This is a genomic window from Parafrankia sp. EUN1f, from assembly GCF_000177675.1.
Lineage (GTDB): Bacteria > Actinomycetota > Actinomycetes > Frankiales > Frankiaceae > Parafrankia.
The window spans coordinates 18,462-42,768 of sequence record NZ_ADGX01000073.1 but is presented as its reverse complement, the minus strand read 5'-3'; the positions used below and the strand labels follow the sequence as shown (position 1 = coordinate 42,768).

General features: G+C 71.5%; 18 protein-coding genes. 9 read left to right on the top strand and 9 right to left on the bottom strand.

What is annotated here, in order from left to right:
• From FREUN1FDRAFT_RS21465 to FREUN1FDRAFT_RS21445, 5 genes are all read right to left on the bottom strand, one after another.
• The coding region (locus FREUN1FDRAFT_RS21465) for an ABC transporter permease (RefSeq protein WP_006542284.1) at nt 1–1,964 on the bottom strand (1,964 nt) is incomplete at its 3' end.
• Nucleotides 1,965–2,322: 358 nt separating this feature from the next.
• The gene (locus tag FREUN1FDRAFT_RS21460) at nt 2,323–3,279 is read right to left on the bottom strand and encodes a CAP domain-containing protein (RefSeq protein ID WP_006542283.1); all 957 of its coding nucleotides are present in this window, start codon (nt 3,277–3,279) and stop codon (nt 2,323–2,325) included.
• 140 nt (nt 3,280–3,419) lie between these two features.
• Complete coding sequence (locus FREUN1FDRAFT_RS21455) at nt 3,420–4,514, bottom strand: amidohydrolase family protein (protein WP_006542282.1); 1,095 nt, start codon at nt 4,512–4,514, stop codon at nt 3,420–3,422.
• Between the two features lie 92 nt (nt 4,515–4,606).
• Nucleotides 4,607–4,978 (bottom strand): hypothetical protein, encoded by a 372-nt coding sequence (locus tag FREUN1FDRAFT_RS21450; protein WP_035952855.1) that lies wholly within the window; start codon nt 4,976–4,978, stop codon nt 4,607–4,609.
• A gap of 348 nt (nt 4,979–5,326) precedes the next feature.
• On the bottom strand, nt 5,327–6,259 hold the full coding sequence (locus tag FREUN1FDRAFT_RS21445) for a LysR substrate-binding domain-containing protein (protein WP_035952834.1): 933 nt from the start codon (nt 6,257–6,259) through the stop codon (nt 5,327–5,329).
• A 91-nt stretch (nt 6,260–6,350) separates the two neighbouring features.
• On the opposite strand from FREUN1FDRAFT_RS21445, the gene FREUN1FDRAFT_RS21440 reads away from it, so the two are divergent.
• From FREUN1FDRAFT_RS21440 to FREUN1FDRAFT_RS21425, 4 genes are all read left to right on the top strand, one after another.
• The gene (locus FREUN1FDRAFT_RS21440) at nt 6,351–7,055 is read left to right on the top strand and encodes a succinate dehydrogenase cytochrome b subunit (protein ID WP_083828767.1); all 705 of its coding nucleotides are present in this window, start codon (nt 6,351–6,353) and stop codon (nt 7,053–7,055) included.
• Between the two features lies 1 nt (nt 7,056).
• Nucleotides 7,057–9,021, top strand: coding sequence for a fumarate reductase/succinate dehydrogenase flavoprotein subunit (locus tag FREUN1FDRAFT_RS21435; RefSeq protein ID WP_006542278.1), 1,965 nt, complete (start codon nt 7,057–7,059; stop codon nt 9,019–9,021).
• Between the two features lie 224 nt (nt 9,022–9,245).
• Nucleotides 9,246–9,989 carry a succinate dehydrogenase/fumarate reductase iron-sulfur subunit gene (locus FREUN1FDRAFT_RS21430; protein WP_006542277.1) on the top strand — a complete coding sequence of 248 codons (744 nt, stop codon included), beginning with the start codon at nt 9,246–9,248 and terminating at the stop codon, nt 9,987–9,989.
• A gap of 201 nt (nt 9,990–10,190) precedes the next feature.
• The gene (locus FREUN1FDRAFT_RS21425; RefSeq protein WP_006542276.1) at nt 10,191–11,456 is read left to right on the top strand and encodes an FAD-binding oxidoreductase; all 1,266 of its coding nucleotides are present in this window, start codon (nt 10,191–10,193) and stop codon (nt 11,454–11,456) included.
• 240 nt (nt 11,457–11,696) lie between these two features.
• Here FREUN1FDRAFT_RS21425 and FREUN1FDRAFT_RS44085 read toward each other — a convergent pair whose 3' ends face one another.
• The 3 genes from FREUN1FDRAFT_RS44085 to FREUN1FDRAFT_RS21410 all read right to left on the bottom strand — a co-directional run bounded on the left by FREUN1FDRAFT_RS44085 (nt 11,697) and on the right by FREUN1FDRAFT_RS21410 (nt 16,902).
• Nucleotides 11,697–12,992, bottom strand: a complete 1,296-nt coding sequence (locus FREUN1FDRAFT_RS44085; RefSeq protein WP_006542275.1) for a hypothetical protein — start codon at nt 12,990–12,992, stop codon at nt 11,697–11,699.
• 98 nt (nt 12,993–13,090) lie between these two features.
• Complete coding sequence (locus tag FREUN1FDRAFT_RS21415; RefSeq protein ID WP_006542274.1) at nt 13,091–14,875, bottom strand: DUF4012 domain-containing protein; 1,785 nt, start codon at nt 14,873–14,875, stop codon at nt 13,091–13,093.
• Nucleotides 14,876–15,054: 179 nt separating this feature from the next.
• A complete protein-coding gene (locus FREUN1FDRAFT_RS21410; protein WP_006542273.1) occupies nt 15,055–16,902 on the bottom strand; it encodes a polysaccharide biosynthesis tyrosine autokinase in 1,848 nt (615 codons plus the stop codon).
• 115 nt (nt 16,903–17,017) lie between these two features.
• On the opposite strand from FREUN1FDRAFT_RS21410, the gene FREUN1FDRAFT_RS21405 reads away from it, so the two are divergent.
• The gene (locus FREUN1FDRAFT_RS21405) at nt 17,018–19,057 is read left to right on the top strand and encodes a nucleoside-diphosphate sugar epimerase/dehydratase (RefSeq protein ID WP_035952830.1); all 2,040 of its coding nucleotides are present in this window, start codon (nt 17,018–17,020) and stop codon (nt 19,055–19,057) included.
• A 5-nt stretch (nt 19,058–19,062) separates the two neighbouring features.
• Here FREUN1FDRAFT_RS21405 and FREUN1FDRAFT_RS21400 read toward each other — a convergent pair whose 3' ends face one another.
• Nucleotides 19,063–20,034: an NAD-dependent epimerase/dehydratase family protein gene (locus FREUN1FDRAFT_RS21400; RefSeq protein ID WP_050795964.1), complete on the bottom strand. Its 972-nt coding sequence runs from the start codon at nt 20,032–20,034 to the stop codon at nt 19,063–19,065.
• Nucleotides 20,035–20,313: 279 nt separating this feature from the next.
• Here FREUN1FDRAFT_RS21400 and FREUN1FDRAFT_RS21395 point away from each other — a divergent pair, with 279 nt between their 5' ends.
• From FREUN1FDRAFT_RS21395 to FREUN1FDRAFT_RS21380, 4 genes are all read left to right on the top strand, one after another.
• Nucleotides 20,314–21,054 (top strand): NeuD/PglB/VioB family sugar acetyltransferase, encoded by a 741-nt coding sequence (locus tag FREUN1FDRAFT_RS21395; RefSeq protein ID WP_006542270.1) that lies wholly within the window; start codon nt 20,314–20,316, stop codon nt 21,052–21,054.
• Between the two features lie 7 nt (nt 21,055–21,061).
• Nucleotides 21,062–21,817, top strand: coding sequence for a tyrosine-protein phosphatase (locus tag FREUN1FDRAFT_RS21390; RefSeq protein WP_006542268.1), 756 nt, complete (start codon nt 21,062–21,064; stop codon nt 21,815–21,817).
• 177 nt (nt 21,818–21,994) lie between these two features.
• Complete coding sequence (locus FREUN1FDRAFT_RS21385) at nt 21,995–22,525, top strand: lytic transglycosylase domain-containing protein (protein WP_035952827.1); 531 nt, start codon at nt 21,995–21,997, stop codon at nt 22,523–22,525.
• A 21-nt stretch (nt 22,526–22,546) separates the two neighbouring features.
• The gene (locus FREUN1FDRAFT_RS21380; protein WP_006542266.1) at nt 22,547–24,208 is read left to right on the top strand and encodes a CdaR family transcriptional regulator; all 1,662 of its coding nucleotides are present in this window, start codon (nt 22,547–22,549) and stop codon (nt 24,206–24,208) included.
• The last annotated feature ends 99 nt before the right edge of the window (nt 24,209–24,307 follow it).

Sequence of the window (24,307 nt, the reverse complement as noted above, 5' to 3'; positions counted from 1 at the left end):
CGGTTCTCAGGTCCGCCCGCCGACCCGCCCGCGGGTCCGCCCACCCGCGCCGGCCGGCGCGGCGCGACCGCGCGCCCGACGGCCAAGCCGACGATCGCGGCGAGAGCGGCCAGCAGCAGCCGCAGGACGGCACCCAGCTGCGCCAGCAGGCTTCCCACCCAGGCGCCGATGCGGGTCGCCAGCGCGTCGGCGGCCATCGTCGCGCCGGCGAAGGCGCCGCTGGTCCAGCCGACCCCGCCCACCACCGCGTAGGCGATCAGCAGGATCGACGCGAACGGCGAGAACAGCCCGCCGCCGTAGTCGATGTTGCCCCGCTCACCGTAGGCGTAGAAGGCGTACAGCACCCCACCGAAGCCGGCGATCGCCGCCGAGAGCGCGAAGGCGTAGATCTTCGCGCCGACGACGCTGATCCCGAGGGCGGCCGCCGCACGCTCGTTCGTCCGGACGGCTATCAGCCGCCGGCCCGCCCGCCCACGCCGCAGGTTCGCGACGAGGAGCGCCAGCACGGTGAAGGCCAGCAGCGACAGGGTGGCGAAACCACGCGGGTCGGTGACCTTGTCCAGGTGGACGCCGAGGAGGGTGACGTCGCCGACCTCGGTGCCCTCCAGTCTGGAGAGGTCACCGAACAGGTCACCGAGCGGGCTCGGTGGCGCCGGCGAGTGGTACCCGCGCTGGAACAGCAGGGCGTCCACCGCGGCGCCGAGGCCGAGGGTGACGACGGCGAGCTGCAGGCCCCGAGTCCGCAGCGCCGGCAGCGCGAACAGCACCCCGACGAGCGCCGTCCCGGCGACCCCGACGACGAGCGCCGCCTCCAGCGGCCACCCCTGCACCGCCACGAGTCTCCCGGCGATCAGGGCCGCCGTCCCGGAGAAGGCGAGCTGGGCGAGGGAGAGCTGGCCGGTGAAGCCGACCAGCACCACCACCGAAAGGATGATCATGGCCCAGATGGCGTTCGCGTTCAGCGCGTTCACCCAGGGCACCGGCAGCAGCCACCAGATGCAGCCGAGCGCGCCGGCCACCGCGACACCCAGCGCCCGCCAGTACACCCGGCCGCTGCCCAGCGACGGATGACGCTCGGCGACATGCCCGCGGTCGGGAATCCCGCGCCCGCGCACCGCCAGATAGAACACGATCACCGCCAGCGGAACGGCCCGGTCCACACCCCGCCAGACGGGATGGTCCGCCACCAGGTGAACCTGCAGCTCCAGCTCCACCGCGGCGAGCGCCACCGCGCCGACGAGCACCGCCGGCAGCGATCTGAACCGGGCGACCAGCGCGACGGCCAGGCCCGGCACGATCAGCAGCATCAGCCCACCGGCCGACAGCGGGTTCTGCAGCGGCGCCAGCAGCACACCGCCGAGCCCGGCCAGCGCGGACCCGGCGAGCCAGGCCCAGCTCGCCACGGCGTCCGGCGACCAGCCCAGGGTCGCCGCGGCCCGCGCGTTCTCCGTCACCGCGGTCGCCGCGAGCCCGAGCGTGGTGAACCGGAACACCGCCCACAGCCCCGCCACCACCACGACCACCACCGCGAGGCGGGTGAAGACGTCCACACCCACCGCGGTGTCGAACAACGTCACCTTGGACGTCGGCAGGACTGTCGGCGAGTTCCGCACGTCGCTGCCGTACATCAGCGTCAGCGACGACTGGATGACGATGAGCAGTCCGAGCGTGGCCATCAGGCGCAGCACGGCCGTCGCCTGACGCATCGGGCGGAGCACCAGCTGCTGGAAGGCGACCCCGATGGCCATCGTGGAGCCGACGGCGAGCAGCGCCGCCAGCGCCCGCGGCAGCCCCCAGACGCTGCTTGCGCCGTGGAACGCGTAGGCGGACCAGGCCAGCAGCGCACCCTGCGCCATGTTCAGGACACCGGCGCCCCGCTGCACCACCACGACGCCGGTGGCGACCAGCGCGTAAAGGGCACCGGTGCCCAGGCTCAACAGGACGTAGCCCATGACGTCGTTCACGGCCACCACCTCGCATCACACCGGTGGCCGGTGTCTGCCTGCGCTCAAGGAGGGCCACGAGCGCCTCCGGACATGGCCCACGAATCGCGACGTGGACCCACCTGATCGACGCGAACAACCCTGATCACGGATCACGGTGACAGCTGGGAACGTATGGTCACAAAGACCTGCTCGGCAAGCAAACCACCCACAATTTGCGATCTCCGGCCCCGCCCGGCCCGATTCGCGGGCCTGTGGTCAGGACCTTCGGCTCGACGCCGACACCGCGATCGGACCCACGCCACATCCGCCGGAGGCCCCGCGCACACCTGTCGGTGGCACCACGGCCGGGTACCTGATCACCTCCGCACCCGGAGGATCACCTGGGTGACCCGAAGACCTGCGTCCAGTAGACGCCGTACTCGCCGCCCTCGACCCGGCCGACGCCGAGCTGACGAACCTGCGGCCGCAGGATGTTCGCCCGGTGCCCCGGGCTGTCCATCCAGCCGGCGACGACCTCGCGTGCCGTCCGCTGACCGGCGGCGATGTTCTCGGCGACCACCGAGTAGTCGTAACCGGCGGCCCGGACGCGGTCGGCCACGCTGATCCCCTCCGGGGTGTCGTGGGCGAAGAAGCCGCGGGCGGCCATGTCCGCGCTGTGCCGGGCGGCCGCCGCGGCCAGCCGGGGCTCGGCGGTCAGCGCGGCCAGCCCCGCCCGGGCGCGTTCGGCGTTGGTGAGCGCCAGCACCTCGGCGAGGACGTCCCCCGGTGCCGCGGGCGGCGGAACCGGCGCCGACCGCCCGAAAGCGGGAACCGGCACCGACCGCCCGGAAGCGGGCACCGGGGGTGAGTCGTCCACGTCGACGCCGAAGTCGCGGGCGAGGCCGGCCAGCCCGTCCGCGTACCCGGCGCCAAGCGCCCGCAGCTTCCAGCCCGGCCCGCGCCGGTAGATCTCGGCGATCTGCAGGACCGTCTGGGTGCCGAGCGGCGGCGGGCGCAGGGTGGCGACGGTGCGGCCGGCGGCGCTGACAGTCGCCTGCGGCGTGGGCAGCCGGCCGAAGGGCGTGACACCGTCCGCCGGGCTGGCCACGAGCACGACCCGCTCTGCACCGGGACGCAGCCGGCCCAGATCGAGCTCGATGGCCGGCGAGCCCGGCGTGGCGCGCAGCATGACGCCTGGTGCCGACCGCTGGTTGTAGAAGACCATGTCCCGATCGCCGGACACCCGCCCGTCCGGCCCGAGCACGAGCGCCGAGAGATCGAAGGGGCCCGGCAGCTCCATGGAGATCACGGTGCCGGACAGCTCGGTGTTGGCTCCGGACACGAGCTCCGCCATCTGGCCTCCCGCTCCTCGGTGCCGCCGCACCGCCCGCACCGCCGCACCGCACCGCCCATCCGGGCCAGGGCCCGCACCGGTTACAACGAGTGGCCGGGCCCGAGGTTCCCCAGGCGCAACCCGGCCAGGTCAGACCACCGTCAGACCACCCGACCGCGCAGGACGACCAGCTCGGGAGCGCGCAGCACGCGGACGTCGGCGGTGGGGTCGGCCGGGTACACCACGAGATCGGCCGAGGCGCCCTCGTCCAGGCCCGGTCGGCCCAGCCAGCGGCGGGCGTCCCAGCAGGCCGCACCGAGCGCCGCGCGGGGCGGGAGCCCGGCGGCGACGAGCTCCGCGACCTCGTCGGCGACCAGGCCGTGGGGCAGCGAGCCGCCCGCGTCCGTGCCGACGTAGATCGGGATGCCCGCCTCGAACGCCCCGGCGACCGTGTCGTACCGGCGGGCGTGCAGGTCACGCATGTGCCGGGCGTAGGCGGGGAACTTCGCCGCGGCACCGGCGGCGATCTGGGGGAAGGTCGCGATGTTCACCAGGGTCGGCACGATCGCGATGCCGCGCTGGGCGAACAGCCCGATGGTCTCGTCGGTCAGCCCGGTCGCGTGTTCGACGCAGTCGATGCCGGCGAGGGCGAGATCGACCAGCGAGCTCTCGGCGAAACAGTGCGCGGTGACCCGGGCTCCGGCCGCGTGGGCGGTGTCGATGGCCGCACGGGCCGATTCCGCCGGCCAGCAGGGCGCCAGGTCACCCTGGGCCCGGTCGATCCAGTCGCCGACCAGCTTGACCCAGCCGTCCCCGCGGCGGACCTGCTCGGCGACCTCGGCCGCGAGATCGTCCGGCTCCACCTCGGCGGCGTAGCCGCGCAGGTAACGCTTCGGGCGGGCGATGTGCCGGCCGGCGCGGATCAGCCTCGGCAGCTCCGGTCGCTCGTCGATCCACCGGGTATCCGACGGTGATCCCGCGTCGCGCAGCAGCAGGGCGCCGCTGGCCCGGTCGGCGAGGATCTGCTCCTCGGCGGTCCGGGCGTCGGTGGCACCGGTGGAGACGAGCCCGACATGGCAGTGGGCGTCGACCAGGCCGGGAACGGCCCAGCCCGAAAGGGTCCGGACGTCCCGCGCGGCGGCGCCGACCGGCGCGGTGAAGGTCACCCGCCCGTCGACGACCCAGACGTCGTCCCGCACGTCCTCAGGCCCGACGAGAACCCGCCCGGTGATCCGCAGTGTCGGAGTGGTGGTCACGCCACCATCCTCCGCCAGGCCGTGGGACGTCTGGCCGCCGTGCCGACGCCGACGCCGACGCGGGCGACAGCGGCGGCCCGGGCACCCACCGATCAGATGTCGAGCGACGACTCGATGGTGCGCAGCCGGTGCCGGGCCATCGCGAGGTTGGCGCGTGGCTTGTCGAGGACCAGGTAGAGGAACAGCCCCCGCCCGGTGTGGCTCTGCAGCAGGCGGATCAGGTGGTACTGCCGCCCGAGGGTGATCAGGATGTCCTCGACGGTGTCGGCGAGCCCAAGGCTCTCCATCGTCCGTATCTTCGCCCGGATCAGATCGGTGTTGCCGGCGGCGGCCACCTCCAGGTCGAAGGTGTGGCTGCTGCCGAGCGTGCCGAGAGTCATCCCGCTGGTGAAGTCCACCAGCGCGACCCCGATGGCGCCCTCGGTGGCCATCGCCTCCTTGAGAGCTACGTCGACGCTGTTCACAGTTCCTCCCGCACGAGTCTCCCGAGCGTTCGGAGCGTCACGCTCCGAGAGCTCCCACGAGCTTTCCGTGTGCGCCGGCGCGGCCACCGCCACCGTCGACCGCCCGGCCCTGGTGTTCTCGGCCCGTCTGCGCATCCCGGCCCACAGGCCGATGCGCTCGGCCCGATCGCCGAGCACGGTCACGGCCACACACCTACCTTCGGGTGCACGAACCCGTCACTCACCGACAAAAGCTCCGATCCCGGCAACGCTAGCCAGCTCGGGATCAGCCGCGCGCGACAATGATCACAACGAAGCGAAAAATCTCACTGTATGGCGCAGATCCGCGACGGTCCGACCGTCGCCCGGTCAGCCCGGCAGCAGATCGGTTCCAGGCGGGAGGGTTCCGGCCGCGGCCGTGCTCTTCAGGTAGGCGCGCAGACTGCGCCGCAGCTCACGGGCCGCCTGCGGCGGCTCGACATCGCGCCGGTGCGCGAGCCCGATCGTCCGGTGCAGGCCCGGCGGGGCGAACGAGGTGCTGCGCAGCCGCTGCCGCCGGGCGACCATGCTCGGGATGACGGCCGCGCCCAGACCGGCCTCGACGAAGCCGACGACCGCGTCCATCTCCCCGCCCTCGATGGAGAACGTCGGCTCGAACCCGCCCAGCCGGCAGGCCCCGACGGTGAACTCCCGCAGGTCGTAGCCGCGGCGGAACATCACCAGTGGCCGCCCGCGCAGGTCGCCCACCCGCAGCTGGCCGTCCCGTGCGGGTGGCGGCGAGTTCTCCGAGGTGACCAGGACGAGGTCCTCACGCAGCAGCGGAGTCGTCGACAGCGCCGGGTCCGAGCTGTGCAGCGGCAGGATGATCAGGGCGAGGTCCAGATGCCCTTGTGCGAGGTTGCGGACGAGGTCGCGGGAGCCGCCCTCCTCGACGATCAGCCGGATACCGGGGTACTCCCGGTGGAAGGCGTACAGCACCTCGGGCAGGAAACCGGTGCACAGACTGGGAGTCGCGCCCAGCCGGACGGTGCCGGTACGCAGGTCCAGCAGCTCCTGCACCTGGCGGCGGGCCGTCTCGGTGTCGGCGAGGATCCGACGTGCCAGCGGCAGCAGGGTCTCACCCGCCACCGTCAGTGTGATGTTCCCCCTCATTCGGTTGAAGAGTGGACTTCCCAGCTCCTGTTCCAGGGCACGGATCTGTTGCGAGAGGGAGGGCTGCGCCACGTGCTCGCGCTCTGCCGCATGAGTGAAATGCCTGGTCTCGGCGACGGCGACGAAATACGCAAGCTGATGAAGCTGCACACCTAAGAGTAGCCGAGGATAGGCAGAAGCTATCGAGCTCAGGTCCATCATGTCTTGGACCACTCGGGAACTTATCCCTAGGGTTCGCAGCGTGGCTGTAACGAACGACGCGCGGCCTACGTCCCCCGTAGGCATCTTCTGGCGGTCGACCATCGGCAAGAAGGCCGTGATGGCCGTCACCGGGGCAGTGATGCTGCTCTATCTACTCGTCCACATGCTCGGGAACCTGAAGATCTTCTACGGTCGTGAGAGCTTCGACGAGTACGCGCACTGGCTGCGCTCGATCGGCGTCCCCGCGCTCCACGGAGCCTGGTTCCTGTGGCTCATGCGGGCCGTCCTGACGGTGGCAGTCGTGCTGCACGCGACGTCGGCCTACCAGCTCAGCCGGCGCGACCTCAAGGCCCGGCCGCAGAAGTACTCGCACCGGCAGCGCCTCGAGGCCAGCTACGCCGTGAACACGATGCGGTATGGCGGCATCATCATCGCCCTGTTCATCATTTACCACCTCCTCGACTTCACGGCTCTGACGCTGAACCGCAACGGAGTCGAAGGCGCCGCATACGACAACGTGGTGTCCAGCTTCTCTGTGTGGTGGGTCACACTTTTCTACATCATCGCCATGCTAGCGCTCGGACTTCACATCCATCACGGATTCTGGAGCGCTGCTCGTACCCTCGGCGTGCACAGCGCGGCCCGGGAGAAGAACCTGAAGATCGGCGCGACCGTCCTGGCGGTTCTCATCGCGGCGGGCTTCATGGTCGTTCCCATCGCCGTGCTGGCCGGATTGGTGGACTGAGATGCCTGAGACGACGTCTCTCGGCTCCGGTGGCAGCGCCTACTGGACGGTTGGCGACGACATCGCCGACACCGCGGCACCCGACGGCCCGATCGAGACCCGCTGGGACCGCCGCAAGTTCTCCGCCAAGCTGGTCAACCCCGCCAACCGCCGCAAGCACACCGTGATCGTGGTGGGCACCGGCCTCGCCGGCGGCGCGGCCGGCGCGACGCTGGCCGAGCAGGGTTACAACGTCATCCAGTTCTGCTTCCAGGACTCGCCCCGGCGCGCGCACTCGATCGCCGCGCAGGGCGGCATCAACGCGGCGAAGAACTACCGCAACGACGGCGACTCCGTCTACCGGCTGTTCTACGACACGGTCAAGGGTGGCGACTTCCGCGCCCGCGAGTCGAACGTCTACCGCCTCGCCCAGATCTCGACGCAGATCATCGACCAGTGCGTCGCCCAGGGCGTGCCGTTCGCCCGCGAGTACTCCGGCCTGCTCGACACCCGCTCCTTCGGTGGTGTGCAGGTCCAGCGCACCTTCTACGCGCGGGGCCAGACAGGCCAGCAGCTGCTGATCGGTGCCTACCAGGCGCTGTCGCGCCAGATCGACGCCGGCGCCGTGGAGATGCATCCGCGCACCGAGATGCTCGACCTGATCGTGATCGACGGCAGGGCCCGCGGCATCGTCGCCCGCGACCTGGTCACCGGCAAGATCACTCCGTACCTGGCGGACGCGGTCGTGCTCGCCACCGGCGGCTACGGCAACGTCTTCTTCCTCTCCACGAACGCCAAGGGCTCCAACACGACGGCGACGTGGCGGGCGCACCGGCGCGGCGCGCTGTTCGCCAACCCGTGCTACACGCAGATCCACCCGACCTGCATCCCCCGTTCCGGGGAGTACCAGGGCAAGCTCACGCTGATGAGCGAGTCGCTGCGTAACGACGGCCGCATCTGGGTGCCCAAGCAGAAGGGCGACACCCGCTCGCCCGACCAGATCCCCGAGGCCGAGCGCGACTACTACCTGGAGCGGATCTACCCGGCCTTCGGCAACCTGGTCCCGCGTGACATCGCGTCGCGTGCGGCGAAGTACCAGTGCGACGACGGCCGCGGTGTCGGCCCGGGTGGCCTCGGCGTGTATCTCGACTTCGCCGACGCCATCAAGCGCATGGGCGAGGACAAGGTCCGCGAGAAGTACGGCAACCTGTTCGAGATGTACGAGCGGATCACCGGCGAGGACCCGTACAAGGTCCCGATGCGGATCTACCCGGCCGTCCACTACACGATGGGCGGGCTGTGGGTCGACTACGACCTGCAGAGCTCCATCCCCGGCCTGTTCGTCGTCGGCGAGGCCAACTTCTCCGACCACGGCGCGAACCGCCTCGGCGCCAGCGCCCTCATGCAGGGCCTGGCCGACGGCTACTTCGTGCTGCCGCCCATGCTCGGCAACTACATCGCCAGCACCAAGCTCGGCTCGGTCAGCCTGGACGACCCCGCGGTGACGTCCGTCATCGGCGAGGTCACCGGCCGGCTCGGCCGCCTGCTGGAGATCAACGGCGACCGCACCCCCGACTCGTTCCACCGCGAGCTCGGCGAGCTCATCTGGGACGAGTGCGGCATGGGCCGCACCGAGGCGGGCCTGCGCAAGGCACTCGCCCGCATCCCGGAGCTGCGCGAGGAGTTCTGGCGGCGGGTGAAGGTGCCGGGCGACTCCGGCGAGCTGAACCAGTCCCTGGAGAAGGCGAACCGGATCGCGGACTTCCTCGAGTTCGGCGAGCTGCTGTGCATCGACGCCCTGCACCGCGCCGAGTCCTGCGGTGGGCACTTCCGTGAGGAGAGCCAGACCCCGGACGGCGAGGCACTGCGCGACGACGAGCACTTCGCGTACGCGGCGGCGTGGGAGTACACGGGCGGGGCCCCGGTGCTGCACCGGGAACCGCTCCAGTTCGACTACGTCCACCTGGCCCAGCGCAACTACTCGTGATCCTCACTGCCGGCCGTCGCCCGGCCGCCCCCGTCGGGGCGGTGCGGTGGCGGCCGGCTCCGGGGGCACCCACTCCGGGGGCCACTCCGGGGGCACCAGCCGCCTGTGCATCCGCCCCTGCCCCTGTTTCCTGCCATCCGCTTTCCACAGCGCCGCAGGCGGCGCGATCACGGACGTCCGCACGCCGCGCGACGAGCCACACAGCACTCGAAGGAGCCCCGACCGTGAACCTCACCCTTCGGATCTGGCGGCAGCGCGGCCCGGAGGACCGCGGTGCCATGGTCACCTACGAGCTGGCAGACGTCAGCCCGGACATGTCGTTCCTTGAGATGCTCGACGTGCTCAACGAGCGGCTCATCCTCGAGGGCGAAGACCCGGTGGCCTTCGACCACGACTGCCGCGAGGGCATCTGCGGCATGTGCGGCATGGTCATCAACGGCCAGGCGCACGGCCCGCGGGACCGGACGACCACCTGTCAGCTCCACATGCGCGAGTTCGCCGACGGCGACGTCATCGACGTCGAGCCGTGGCGCGCGGCCGCCTTCCCGGTGATGCGCGACCTGGTCGTCGACCGTTCCGGTTTCGACCGGATCATCGGATCGGGCGGTTACATCTCGGTCGTCACCGGCAGCGCCCCCGAGGCGCACTCGACGCCGGTGCCGAAGCCGATCGCCGACGCCGCGTTCGACAACGCGACCTGCATCGGCTGCGGTGCCTGCGTGGCGGCCTGCCCGAACGGCTCGGCGATGCTGTTCACCTCGGCCAAGGTCACCCACCTCAACCTCCTGCCGCAGGGCGCGCCGGAGCGCGAGAGCCGGGTGCGCGACATGGTCGCGCAGATGGACGAAGAGGGCTTCGGCGGGTGCACGAACACCGGCGAGTGCACCGTCGCCTGCCCGAAGGGCATTCCGCTGACCAGCATCGGCAACCTCAACCGCGAGTACCTGCGGGCCCTGACCAAGCGGTAGCCAGCCGCACCCGCGGTCGCACCCGCACAACCCCGCCCACGGGCGGCGGCCGGCACGCTCCATGCCCGTCGCCACCTGTGGGCGGGCCCTTTTGGGCCAGCTCACCCGGCCCGGACGGCTGAACCGCCCGCGCGGGGGAACATCTGGGGCGTGGACCCTCGTCCCGCGTCTGGTTTGTCTGTTGATCCGCGCCCGGATCAGGTGGCGGTCGTCGGTGCCGGCATAGTCGGCCTCTGCACGGCCTGGTACCTGCAGGAACGCGGTGTGGGCGTCACGGTCCTCGAACGTGACCGGGTGACACCCGGTCCGGTGCAGGGCGGCGCCGGTGCGTCCTGGGGCAGTGCCGGATGGCTCACTCCGGGCCTGGCCACCCCGCTGCCCGAACCGGCGGTGCTGAGATACGGACTGCGGACGTTCCTGCGCCCGGACTCCCCCGTGTTCCTGCCGCCCGCCGCCGACCCCGTCCTCGCCCGCTTCCTCACCGGGTTCGTCCGGCACAGCACCCAGGCCCGCTGGCGCCGGGCGATGCGCGCCCTCTCGCCGCTCACCCGGCGCAGCCTGGAAGCCTTCGACGAGCTCGCCGCCGGCGGGGTCGCGGCACCGACCAGGGCAGCAGCCCCGTTCCTGGCCTGTTTTCAGGACCGGGTCGGCGCCGAGGCGTTCCTCACCGAGCTCGACGAGGTGCGCCACTGCGGCCAGCCCGTCGACGCCGAGGAGCTCGACCCGCTGACGGCCCGGGACCTGGCACCGCTGCTGTCCGACCAGATCACCGACGTGGTCCAGATCCACGGCCAGCGTTACTGCGATCCCGGCCGGTTCGTGGCCGCGCTCGCCGACGCCGTGCGCGAGCGCGGTGCGGTCATCCGGGAAGGCATCGCCGTCGACAAGGTCATCGACCTGGGCTCCCGGGTGGTGCTCACCATGGCCGACCACGCCAGCCCTCCGGTGCGGTTCGACGCCGTGGTGCTGGCGGGCGGCGCCTGGCTGTCGCCACTGGCGACCCGGTTCGGCGTGCGGACAGTCGTGCAGGCCGGGCGCGGCTACAGCTTCAGTGTGGCGGTGAAGGAGCCGCCCACCGGGCCGCTCTACTTCCCCGGCTCCCGGGTGGCGTGCACACCGATCGGCGCCGAGCTGCGAGTCGCCGGAATGATGGAGTTCCGCCGACCGGACGCACCGCCCGACCCACGCCGGATCGACGCGATCGTCACGGCCGCGCGCAGGTTGCTACGCGGTGTCGATCTCGATACCCGCGCCCTGGAGTGGGTGGGGCCGCGGCCATGCACACCGGACGGGCTCCCGCTCATCGGGCCGACGCTCTCGCCGCGGGTACATGTGGCCGGGGGGCACGGCATGTGGGGCCTCACCCTGGGACCGATCACCGGCCGGCTGGTGGCGGAGGCGCTCGTCGACGGGCGTCTACCCGCCGAGCTGGCTCCGTTCGATCCGCTGCGCCGCGGTTCCCGCTGATGGTCACTGACCGGCGACGGCCGGCATGGCGACGGGCCGCCCGCGCTCTACGCGGGCGGCCCGTGCCTTTCATGGGTGGCACCGGATGCACCGTGATCAACCAACGGTTCCGGTTCTCCTGACCACGGCCCGTGGCTGCGTGTCTGCGCCACGGCTGCGGACGATCGTCCTCAGTCGCCGGGTTGGATCATTCCACCCTGGGGATGTGGTCTCAGTCCCCCAGCTGGTTGTCCGTCCAGGTCAGCCCTGCACCCGGCCGGCCAGCCGACGACGCCGGGCGGCAACCCGGAGCAGGACACCGCCGCCGAGCAGCGCGATCGCGATCGACATCATCGCGCCGGTCTCGACACCGGTGAAGGGCAGCGCACCCGCACCCGTGCCCACGCCGGCCCCGCCGACACCAGCGCCACCGACGCCCACGCCGACGACTCCACCAGCGATGATGCAGTCACCGTCCCGGCGCCGGTCCTTGTCGTTGAACCGGTCGTCCTTGTCGTTGAACCGGTCGTCCTTGTCGTTGAACCGGTCGTCCTTGTCGTTGAACCGGTCGTGCTTGTCGTTGAACCGGTCGTCCTTGTCACCGTCGGCCAGCGGAGTGACCACCGGGGCGGCAAGGCCGTTACGGTGCACGCGGTCCCTGTCGTTGAAGTCCTTGTCGTTGCGGATGTTCTTGTCGTCGAAGTCCTTGCCGCGGTCCTTGTCGCGGTCCTTGTCGAAGTCCCTGTTGCGGTCCTTGTCGAACCCGTCACCGAAGCAGGAACCGTTCCCGTCCCGGAACCGGTCCTTGTCGTTCCGGTCCAGGCCCCAGCGGACCCAGTCGCTGATCAGGTCAGCCGCCACGATCGGGTCGATACCACCCTGACCGAAACCGATGACGGTGATCTTGGCGGTGACGACCCGGGTCTTCCACCCCGGATGAACGACGGCCGCGAGCCCGTCCGGCGACTCGGTCGCGCTGTCCACGGCGGCCGGTGGCTGGACGTCGTCGGTGGCCGGTGGAACGTCCACCGCCGGGCCGCCCACGGCCGGGCCGCCGAACGGGGCACTGTCGAAGGGCAGATCGTCCTCCGGCGCCGTGGCCGCGTCGTCGAACCCCTCGTCGAACCCGTCGTCGCCCGGGTCAGCGAACGTGTCGCCGCCGGCCGCGTCGAAGGACTCGTCGTCGGCACCCGGGCCGACCGTCGGAGGCCCGCCAGCCAGCCCCACACCGGAGAGGATGTGGGTGCCCGCGGTGGTGGGCGTGACCACCTGGCTGAAGCGCCCGGATCCGTTCACGGGGGCCGTGATCGTGGTGACCCCGTCGATCTGAATGTTGACAGATGTGTTCGGCCGGAATCCACATCCACTGAAGGTCGTGTTCTCACCCAACAGGAGAAGGGATTTGGTGACATGACCTTCCCCGCTGTCCCCAGAACAGGAGACAGGTGGGTAGGGCTTGTCCTTGTCATCGAATGCCGTCGCCGGAGAAGCCGGCAGCGCGGCGAGCGCCAGCCCGCCGCCCGCTACCAGCGCGACGCCGAGAGTTCGGAACTTCATTCAGATACTCTCCCTGCGGGTGATCAGTGCAAGCAGTCGGATGATTGACTACGGGGAGAGTACAGAGAGTCACTCTCAGTGTCTACGACCTGGAGCCATCATCCAGTAACTGTGCGTGACCATGCCCGCTCGACCGGGAGTCCCTCTACCACGAGGAGTTCAGGAACCGTCAGAGGCTGACTACGGAGAGTCAGAACAGGTCCGGCGGAAGGTTCCAGCACCCGGACCCGCAGCGTCCGGGTCTGCTCGCGGTCAACCGTCAGATAGCTCGACAGAACTGGGCGTCCCTTCTCCTCCCCCACCGCCAGCGAGATCGGCTTCCCATCCAGGCTGGCATCGACGAGCGCGCTCCCGCGCCCGGTATAGAGGGAGATCCAGATGTTGTTCTGCGCCCCTTCATTACGCCAGCCGGGGATGTCGACGTCTCCGCGGTTGCGGACGTAATCGCTGAGACCCTCCGGGGCGGCGTTCGTCAGCGAAACAGTGATCGTCGCAAGTCCGGCTCCGTCCGGCCGGCGGTCGATGCGGTATTCGGTACTACGCCGTAGCCAGAAGTCGAGCTTGCTCGCCGACGCGTTCTGGGTCACCACTCCCAGGAAAGGGCCGGGAACATCCAGCAGCGCCCCGCCGAGTGCGGTCGCCGAAAGCGTCGCCTCTTCCTCGGCGTGGTTACTTGACACCAGCAGGCGCCCTTCGTCCGCAGCGCGCGCCAACGCCCGGAGGAGTTTCGCGGTGTCGCCCGCCGAACCCCCACCGGTAATCACGGCCTGATAGACGGCTTCCCCGACCGAGGCGAAGAACTCGTCGCGCCGGTCGAGATCGTCGATCTGCGCATAGACCCGGGACTCGACCAGTTCGACCAGCTGATCCGCCCGCACCGTTCGGCCGTCCGGCAGGACCGCCGGGCCGGTCACAGCCAGCAGGTAGGCCAGGGTCGTCGGGTCGAGGCTGATCGTCCCGTCCACCGTCTCACCGGTGCCGGCGCGGTAGAGCGCGGAGTAGAGCTGCCCCGCCGTCGGATAGTCCGGCGTCAGGTTCGCGTTCGCCCACACCCGGGCCGGCCAGAACTGGCCGTAGCGGGTCGCGAACTCCGCGGGCAGGTCCATGGCCGGTAGCCGCTGTGTCGGACCGCCCGGCAGGTTCCCGTTACCCGAGATGTCGTCGAGCTCCAGCCGGCCACGGGTTGCCGTCAGTACGCCGAACCCGCCGATGATGCCGCCGTTCGCACGTGACTCCGCCGGGTTCTGCACAATCAGCAGGTAGCGGCGCTGCCCGCTTGCGCCGAGCAGGTCCGGGCCCAGCCGGGTGGCGAGCACCAGGGTGTCCAGGACGCCGTGCAGCTTCTCACCGGTCGCGACCGCTTCGCTCCGGGCCGCGTTGATGCCCAGCTGACCACCGAGGCTGTCGCAGGGCGACACCCGCCGCACCGCGGTCTCGAACGAGGTGACCGCCACGCGCGCCCGCTCGGCGGGAACCCGGGCCGAGGCCAGCGCGGTCACGTTGATCGCGGTACCCGACCGCAGGGTGCTGGGGTCCAACCGGTCCCCCAGCTCGACGACCGGCCCCAGCGCGTTCGTCGCCACCCCGTCCAGCGCGGCGGCGAGCGCCGCGCTGGAACGCAGCGGGCAACCCGCGAACGGGAGATGCCCGGCCAGCGACCACAGCGGGTCGGACGTCAGCGACCGGGCCGAGCTCGTCCGCGCGACGATCTCGTCCATTGTTCGGCGCAGGTCCGCCGCCCCGGGGACAGCGCCGCCCGAAAGCGCGGCCTGCAGCCCGGTGATCTGGGCCCGGGCGGCCTCCAGCTGCGACCGGGCGAGCAGCCCGCGCACACCGACCCAGACACCGGCCGACACCACGACGGCAAGCAGGGCAGCGGCCACGATGAACCGTCGCCGCGGGTGCTGCAGTCGGCCCCGGCCGCCTCTCGGGCGTCCGGGGCCGTCCCCTCCCACCGGTTCGCCCGCTGGCCGTGCCGTCTCCCACACCGGTAGCGCCGTCCGCACCGTCGGCGGTGCCGACGGTGCGGACGGCTGTTCTGCTCCCCCCGTCGGCCGCTCCGTCACCGGCCCGCCGGGTGGTCCGGATTGTCAGCCGTGCCGTAGGCCAGCGGTGCCGTGGGTTCATCCGGTTGCCGTTGCGCGGCGATCTCGACCGCCGAGGAATCCTCGGCGCTCACCTGATCCGTCCCCTCCGCCGACGACGACGTCGCTGACTGTGTGGACGGCTCCGGGGCCGAACGCGGCATTGATCGGGAGCCTCGACGGCCGCCGAGCCGGCTGTCAGCCTCGACCGCGGCCCTGGTCGCCGCCTTGCGCGCGGCCGCCGTCGGCTTGGCGGCGCGGCCGTCGGCCACCCGGCCGTCAGCCACCCGGCCGTCAGCCACCCGGGTGCCGGACGGCCTGCCGTCGGACGGCCTGCCGTCGGACGACGACGCGCCCGCCGCGGAGGTGGCCTGGGCCCGGCCCTGGGCCGGGATGGCGGGCGACGACTCGTTCGGGAAGCCTGCCTCCCCGCGGGAACGCAGGTGCCGAGGATGCGGGGCATAGGTTTCGTAGCTGCCGTAGTAGTGAGAGTTCGCGCCCTTCGTCGGCATCATCGTGAGCACGGTGCCGAGCAGGTTCGCGTCCACTGCCCGCAGCGCCCCGACCGCCCGGCGGAGCTGCTCGCGGCGCGTCCGGCCCGTACGGGCGACGAGCAGCGCACCGTCCACACGGGTGGCCAGCACGGCGGCGTCCGTCACCGGCAGCAGGGGCGGCGTGTCGATCAGGACGATGTCGAAGCGGCTGTCGAGAACCTCGAGCAGCTCTGCCATGTTGCGCGAGCCGAGCAGCTCACTCGGGTTCGGCGGGACGGGGCCGCTGGGCAGAATCTCGACCCGTCCGTCACCGACCCGGCCCTCGCCCCAGGGCTGGAGCACGTCGTCCAGCTCCGCGGCGCCGATCAGCACCGACGTCAGCCCCGCCGCGGACTCGATTCCCAGGTACTCACCGAAGGACGGTCGCCTCAGGTCTCCTTCGACCAGGCACACGCGCGCCCCGCCCTGGGCGAGGGCGATCGCGAGGTTGCAGACGGTCGTGCTCTTGCCCTCCTGCGCGACCGAGCTGGTCACCAGGATCGACCGCGGGCCGGTGTCGATGTTGACGAACTGCAGGTTGGTGCGGAGCTGGCGGAAAGCCTCCGCGCGCCGCGAGTGAGGACTGAGGTGAACGATCAACGGGTGGCGGCCGGCATCCGAGTCGTAGCCGATCATGCCGAGGGTCGCGGCGCCCGTGATCACGCTCGCGTCGGAGTCCCCGCCGATGCTGGTGTCGAGACGGTGCCGGCCGATGCCGGCGGCAATCCCGACGATCATGCCCAGGAAGAGGCCGATGACCACGTTGCGGACGGGCTGCGGAGAGATCGGTGCGGTCGGCGCCTTGGCTCGTTCCCACACCCGCACATGCACCGACGGCGGCTCGTCCTCGGCCGGCCGTTCGATCCGCTCGACCGCGGCGGAGAAGGCCTCGCCGACACTGTCCGCGATCGACTTCGCCCGCTGGGGGTCGGCGTCGCGCACGACCGCCCGCAGCAGGACGGTGTCCGGAACGGCCTGTGCCTCGATCCGCGCACGCAGGTCGGCGGGGCTTTCCGCCAGGTGGAGCCGGGCGATCACATCACTCGCGACCCGCTCACTGGCGACGAGGTTGGCGTACGACTTCACCCGTTGCTGCGAGAGTAGCCCGCCCTGGTACGCGCTGGCTGCGTTCACGGCCTCGTCGGACGACGAGACCACCATCGTCACCGAGGCCGCGTACATCTTCGTCTGACGCCAGCTGGCCGCTGCCGCGAGCAGACCGCCCAGCAGCACACACGCCAGCACAAGCAACCAACTTCGACGCAGGACGTGCACATATTCGCGCAGTTCCACTCGTCGACCGCCTTCCCGGGAAGCTCATCCGAACACTCACCGTGACACTCAGCAAACGCAACTTACCAATTGGTAGCCGGTCATTTACCCACAGCGACAGTTACTCTGTGGACTCATGTGGAGACGTACAGTAGACGGGCCGCGTCACGGTCTGTGGACGACAGGCCTGGCACAGCGCGTGTCGCGGCTCAATCTCCGTCAACGTGTCGGCCTGCAGATCGCCCTGGACGTCTGCTCGCTGGCATTCGGCCTCATCGCGGCACAGGTCGGACGGCTCGACCTGGATCCGGCCGCACTCGCGGACCCCGACTTCTGGGTCATTCTCTTTCTCGCGGTGTGTCTGCTGCACTTCCTGGGCACCGCGCTGCACCTTTACCTCGGCCGGTACCGGTTCGGCGGATTCGACGAGATTCTGGGCATTGTGATCGCGGTTGCACTCACCGTGGCCGGAGTACTGGTCGTGGTTCTCGCATTCGGTTCACCACGCCCGATTCCACTGAGCGTCCCGCCGCTGGGTGGCGCGGTGACCCTGGTGCTGATGTTCGGTATCCGCTATCTGTGGCGGCGGATCGAGGAGCGGCTGCGCCGACCGTCACCGGAGGCCGCCGAGCCGGTGATCGTCTTCGGCGTCGGCGACGGAGGTCAGCTGGTGATCGCCGCGATGCTGCGCACACCCGACAGCCCCTACCTGCCGGTGGCGCTGCTCGACGACGACCCCAGCACCTGGAACCTGCGGCTCTCCGGGGTCCGGGTCCGCGGCGGGAGGGAGGCCATCCCCGCCGTCGCCGCGGCGACGGCGGCCCGCACGCTGCTCGTGGCGATCCCGAGCGCCGACGCCGCCCTGCTGCGGGAGATCAGCACGCTCGCCGAGTCGGCCGGGCTCGCCGTGAAGGTGCTCCCCCGGGTCGTCGACCTGATCGACGGCACCGTCGGTGTCGGTGACATCCGTGACCTGGACCTCGCCGACCTGCTCGGGCGCCGCCAGGTCCAGACCGATATGACGGCCGCCAGGGCGTACCTGGCCGGCCGGCGAGTGCTCGTGACCGGCGCGGGCGGATCGATCGGTTCCGAGCTGTGCCGACAGATCCATGCGTTCGACCCGGCAGAGCTGATCATGTTGGACCGCGACGAGTCCGCGCTGCGCGCGGTCCAGCTCTCCCTGCACGGCCGGGCGATGCTCGACGACGACTCCACTGTTCTCGCCGACATCCGGGACGCCGATCTGATCACCAGCCTGTTCGAGCGGCGTCGACCGGAGGTCGTCTTCCACGCGGCGGCCCTCAAGCATCTGCCCTTGCTGGAGCGCTTTCCCGGAGAATCCGTCAAGACGAACCTCTGGGGAACGCTGAACGTTCTCGAGGCCGCGGCGGCCAGCGGGGTGCTGCGGCTCGTCAACATCTCGACCGACAAGGCCGCGAACCCGGGAAGCGTGCTCGGCTACTCGAAACGGGTCACCGAGCGGCTGACCGCGCACATCGCCGCACGGGCCACCGGCGTGCTGGTCAGCGTCCGCTTCGGCAACGTGCTCGGCAGCAACGGATCGGTTCTGACGGTGTTCGCGGGCCAGCTCGCCGCCGGCGGGCCGCTGACCGTCACCGACCCGGAGGTCACCCGGTACTTCATGACCATCCAGGAAGCCGTCCAGCTCGTCCTGCAGGCCGCGGCGCTGGGCTCGCCCGGCGAGGCACTCGTCCTCGACATGGGGGAACCGGTCCGCATCGCGGACGTCGCCCGCCGCCTCGCGCTGCGGGCACCCAAGCCGGTCGGCATCGTGTACACCGGCCTCGGCGCGGGCGAGAAGCTACACGAGGATCTGCTCGGCGCCGGCGAGCTCGACACCCGACCGCGTCACCCGCTGATCTCGCAGGTCCCGGTGCCACCGCTGGACCCGGCGGACGCCTGGTCCGTCGACCCGTACGCCGAACCGGACGTGCTGCGCGCCACCCTCGCCCGGCTCGCCGCCAGCCACCACACCACCGACCAGCTCACCGCGGAACAGCCCGCCGCCGACCAGCCCGCCGCCGACCAGCACCGTTCCGAACCGCACGTCGCGGAGCACGGGCTCGGCATCCCGTCGCCACGGCGGCCGGTCACTCCCGAGCGGTCGGCCGCACCCGAGCCGGCGGGAGCGGGAGACGGGAGCCCGGCGCGGTAGATCGATCAGCGGCGCGGGCCGCCGACGGCACGAGTCGTGCCGGCCGCGCTCTCGTGCAGGCGGGCCCGGTGCCAGTGGGCCGTCGCGGCAAGGCTCGCACGCAGGTCCTGGCCTTCGACGGCGCCGAAAAGGGACCGCATGACGTCCGTGTTGGCGCGCGAGTGGCGGATGTCCCCGGTGCGGGGAGCACTGTGGGCGACCTCCAGCCGGCGCCCGAGGACCACCTCCAGGTGGCCGACCAGCGACAGCAGGTCCGTCCTGCTCCCGAAGGCGAGGTTGACCGGCCCGGGGTGGGTCATCCGGCGCCAGGCCGCCTCCGCGAGCAGCTCGGCGACCGCGCCCACATAGGTGAAGTCCCTGGTCTGACGTCCGTCGCCATGCACGTTCAGCGGACGGCCGCGCAGTGCCGCGTCGATGAACGACGGAATCACGGCGGCATGCGCCGCCCGGGCCGACTGGTACGGGCCGTAGACGTTGAACAGCCGCACGACCAGCACGGGGAGCCCGAAACTCGCCTGGTGGCCGAGCGCGTAGGCCTCGGCGGCCAGCTTGCTGGCCGCGTACGGGCTGCACGGCCAGGGCGGATCGGACTCTGCGCAGGGGCGGCCGTCACGGTCGCCGTAGACCGCCGACGAGGACACGATCACGGCGTGCGTCTCGCTGCGCTGCGCGACGTCGAGCACGGTGAGCGTGCCCGTCGCGTTGACATGGTGGGTGGCCAGCGGGTCGAGCAGCGATCTCTCGACGGACGGCCGCTCCGCCAGGTGCACGATGCTGGCGGCGCCGGTGCAGGCCTCCTCCATGAGCTCCCGGTCGGTGACGCTGCCCAGGACGAGCTTCACCGACAGCCCGGCCAGGTTCGACCGGGCACCGGTGCTCAGGTCGTCGACGACGACCACCTCGCAGCCGCGGGCGAGCAGCGCCCTGGTCAGGTGGGCGCCGATGAAGCCGGCACCGCCGGTCACCACAACCCTCACCGAGCCCGCCCCACCGGTTTCGCGAGTCCCACCTGCATCGTCCGGATCACTCCCTGCGAAGCGCATGGGCCCTGAGGTCAACCAGCCCCGCGCACAACTGGACACCATAAGAAGTCGACCGAACACTCATAGTAGTAGCACGACGGCATCATTCCCGAGAAGCGCATCCCGACCGGCCCGACACGTCCACCCGATGCGCACGAAGGGCATCTTCACTCGCACTCCGACTACTCAGAGTGTCTGATTGAATGAGAGCGGTCATCGCTCTACGGTCGCCCCGTGTCCGACGACCGACGCCAGCTCGTCATCGTGGGAGCCGGCGGTCACGGCCGCGAGCTCCTGGACCTCGTCGAGGCGATCAATGCCGCCGCCGCCGAGGATGTCTACCGCTTCCTGGGGTTTCTCGACGACGGCGAGGTCGACCCCGACCCACTCGCGCGGCGCGGAACCGCGGTGCTCGGCGGGCTCGACCTGCTGACCGGGCTGGAGGCCGACTACCTGATCGGTGTCGCCGCCGGTGCGTCGCGCGCACGCATCGACCGCTACGCGAGCGCCTGTGGCCGCCGCCCGGCGACCCTCGTCCACCCCCGCGCCTACCTCGGCGGCGACGTCAAACTCGGGCCCGGAACCATCGTCTGCGCGCTCGCCAGCCTCACGACCAACATCGAGACCGGCCGGCACGTGGTCGTCGACATCGGCGCCGGGGTAGCCCACGACTGCCGCCTCGGCGACTACACGACCGTCGCCTCGGGCGCCCGTCTCGGTGGCGCGGTCGAGGTGGCCCCCGAAGCCTGGGTCGGCATGCAGGCGAGCGTCGTGCGCGGCACCCGGATCGGAGCCGGTGCCGTCGTCGGCGCGGGCGCCGTCGTCACCGAGGACGTACGGCCGGGGCTCGTCGTGGCCGGCGTCCCGGCGCGCCCCATCGACGCGTCGGACGGCCGCGTCTCCGAAGCGCGCCCCCCGATCGTCTCGCCGCGAAAGCCCGAACCCGAGCCGGGCACCCCACGGGCCGATCTATGATCAACGGGTGCATCGGTGGTTCGATCTCGCAGGCGCCGACAACACCCGTGACCTCGGCGGGATGCCGACATCCAGTGGCAGGCTGACCCGCCGCGGTGTGCTCCTGCGCAGCGACACGCTGCAGGAGCTCACCCCGGCGGATGTGGTGCGGCTGCGCCAGGCCTTCGGTCTGCGCACCGTTCTCGACCTGCGGGCCGAGGAGGAGGTGGCGCACGAGGGGCGCGGGCCGTTGGAGTTCGAGAGCGTCGCCTACCACCACCTGTCGTTCCTGCCGGGCCAGTGGGTGATGCCGGGCGACCCGCGGCACGCGGCCATCGTCGTGGATCTCGACTCGGCCGCTCGGGTCGAGCGCTACCTGAGCTACCTGCGGCTGGCCGGGGACGCCGCGGCACGCGCCGTCCGCCTGCTCGCCCAGCCGACGACCGGGCCGGCGCTGTTCCACTGCGCGGCGGGCAAGGACCGCACGGGCGTGCTGGCCGCGCTCGTGCTCGACATCGTCGGGGTCGACCGGGAATCGATCATCGGCGACTACACGCTGACCAACGAACGGATCGCACTGGTCGACGCGCGGCTGGCGCGGCGCCCCTCCTACCGCCGGCCCGACAACGCGATCACGGTGGACAGTCTGAGCTGCCGCCCGGAGGTGATGCGCGGCTTCCTCGACGCCGTCGACCGGATCTGGGGCGGGCCGACGGCATGGGCGCTGCACGCCGGGGTCACCGAGGCCGACCTGCACTCGCTGCGGACCCGCCTTGTCGAGTGAGGGTGTCGTACCGCCGCGTCGACGCCGACCGGGGCGACAGGTGCCGGCGCGATGCGCACCGGTCAGACGTGCGCCGGGCAGACGTGTGTCGGGCCGCCGGCCGCCGTGCCACGGTTGTAACCCGAAAGTTCCCGACCACGCGGACACATCGCCGAGGCGGAACCGACAATGAGGGGCATGATCCGGCGCGCACCTGTCCCCGCGGTTCTGGTCACCGTCATCGTGATCTCCCTGCTCTCGGGCTGCAGCCACATCTTCGACCGGTCCTTCGAGGACGTGCCCGCCGACCTCGTTCCGGTTTTCCAGGCCGCCGCCGCCACCTACGGAGTGCTGACGGCGGCCCAGCTCGCCGCCCAGGCCAGGGTGGAGAGCAGCTTCGACCCGCGCGCCGTGTCACACGCCGGGGCCCGCGGAATGATGCAGTTCCTGCCCACGACCTGGGCGCAGTTCGGCGTCGACGGCAGCGGTGACGGGCTGGCCGATCCGCTGGAACCACGGGACGCGATCCCGTCCGCCGCGAACTACGAGGCCCACCTCGCCAAGTCCCTGGCAGATCTTCCCGGCGACCGCATCTCGCTGATCCTCGCCGCCTACAACGCCGGCCCGGTCGCCGTCCGCACCGCGGGGGGCATCCCGGACTTCGACGAGACCCGGGCCTACGTCGCGCGGGTGCATGACTGGGCAGCCACTTACTCCGACCAGCTCTGAGGGCATGTCATCCTGGATGTCGTGGCGGTCGACAAGGCAGGCGAGGTAGGCGAGGCGTCCCCGGGCGGCAGGCTCGACCTGGACCCGGCCGGCGCGCTCGACCTCGACCCGGCCGCCGACCTCGACCCCGCCGCCGGCGGGCGGGCCGACGAACCGCCGGCGGAGCCGCCGCTGCTGCCGCCGTCGCTCTCCCCCGCGACCTCGGCATCCTTCTCCTCGTCCACGCCGGTGTCGTCCACCGCGGGCCCTGGTCACGTGACCACACCGGCCTGGCATCCCGACGGCGACGGCGGTGACGGCAGCAGCGCGGCGGGCGGCGCGCGGCGCGCGGCGGCCGCCACCGCCGGTGGGCCGGCGCACGCCCGCGGGACGACCGACGAGGTGATCCGACGGGTCGAGCGGGCCAGCGGCCATCTCGCGGCCCGGGCCGCGGCCCGGATGACCGAGGTGCTCCCCTGGTATCCGGGAATGTCTGCGCGTCACCGCGCTGACATCCAGCTGGTCGTGCAGGCCGGGATCTCCTCCTTCGTGGCCTGGTGCCGGCGCCCCGAGCATGCCCGGGAGCTGTCCGGCGACGTCTTCCGGGTGGCGCCCCGCGAGCTGGTCCGCGCGGTCACCTTCCGCCGCCTCGTGGACCTGGTGCGGGTCGCCGTCGAGGCGATCGAGGTGGAGGTGCCCGCCCTCGCCGGGCCGGAGCACGAGCAGTACCTGCTCGCGGACGTCCTGCGTTACTCCAGGGACATCGCCTTCGCCGGCGCGGTGGTCTACGCGCGGGCCGCCGAGGAACGCGGGGCCTGGGACGCACGGCTCGAGGCCCTGGTCGTCGACCAGGTCGTGCGCGGCGATGTCGACCGCAGCCTTCCGTCCCGGGCCGCGGCGGTCGGCTGGCGCAACCCACCGGCGGTCACCGTCGTGGTCGGTCCGGCACCGCCGACGTCCCCGGAGGCCGCGGTGGACGAGGTCCACCGGCGAGCGCGGGCCGCCGGGCTCGAAGTGCTCGCCGGTGTGCACCACAACCGGCTCGTGATGGTGGTCGGCGGGGCCTTCGGCCCGGCCGGCGGAGAATCCCACGCCGCCTCCGCCGCGGCGGGCGGTTCGGGAGCCGGCCCGGCGGACGGCGCAGCCGGCGGCTCGGGCACCTCGGGCGCCTCGGGTGGTGGCGCCGGCCACGGCGGCGCCGAGACCGCACTCGACGCCGGCCGGGCCCTGCTGCCGTCGTGCGGCCCCGGCCCGGTGGTGGTCGGACCGATCGCCGCGGATCTCACCGGAGCCCCGGACTGCGCCCGCGCGGCGCTCGCCGCCGCGGATGTCGTCGGCGCCTGGCCCGCCGCGCCGCGCCCGGTCTCGGCGAGCGCGTTGCTGCCCGAGCTGGCCCTGGCCGGCGATCCGGAGGCGCGCCAGAGCCTCATCAGAAAGGTGTATCTGCCGCTACAAAACGCCGGCAGCCCGCTGTTGGAGACCGCTGGCGCATACCTCGACTACGGCGCGTCGCTGGAGGCGACCGCCCGCGCCCTCTACCTTCACCCCAACACGGTGCGTTACCGACTACGCAAGGCCGCGGATCTCTGCGGGCTCGACCCGGCCGATCACCGGGAGCGATTCGTCCTGCACATCGCCCTTGTTCTCGGCCGCCTCGACGGTGCGCAACCTACAGATCGCCCCGGACCACGACCCCGTCCGTGACCGACCTACCCGGCTGGCGCCGGCGGTGCGACAACGGTCACAGCAAGCAGATTTACTGCCGGGTCACCGCATTACAACCAGGTGACCCGCGACAGGACT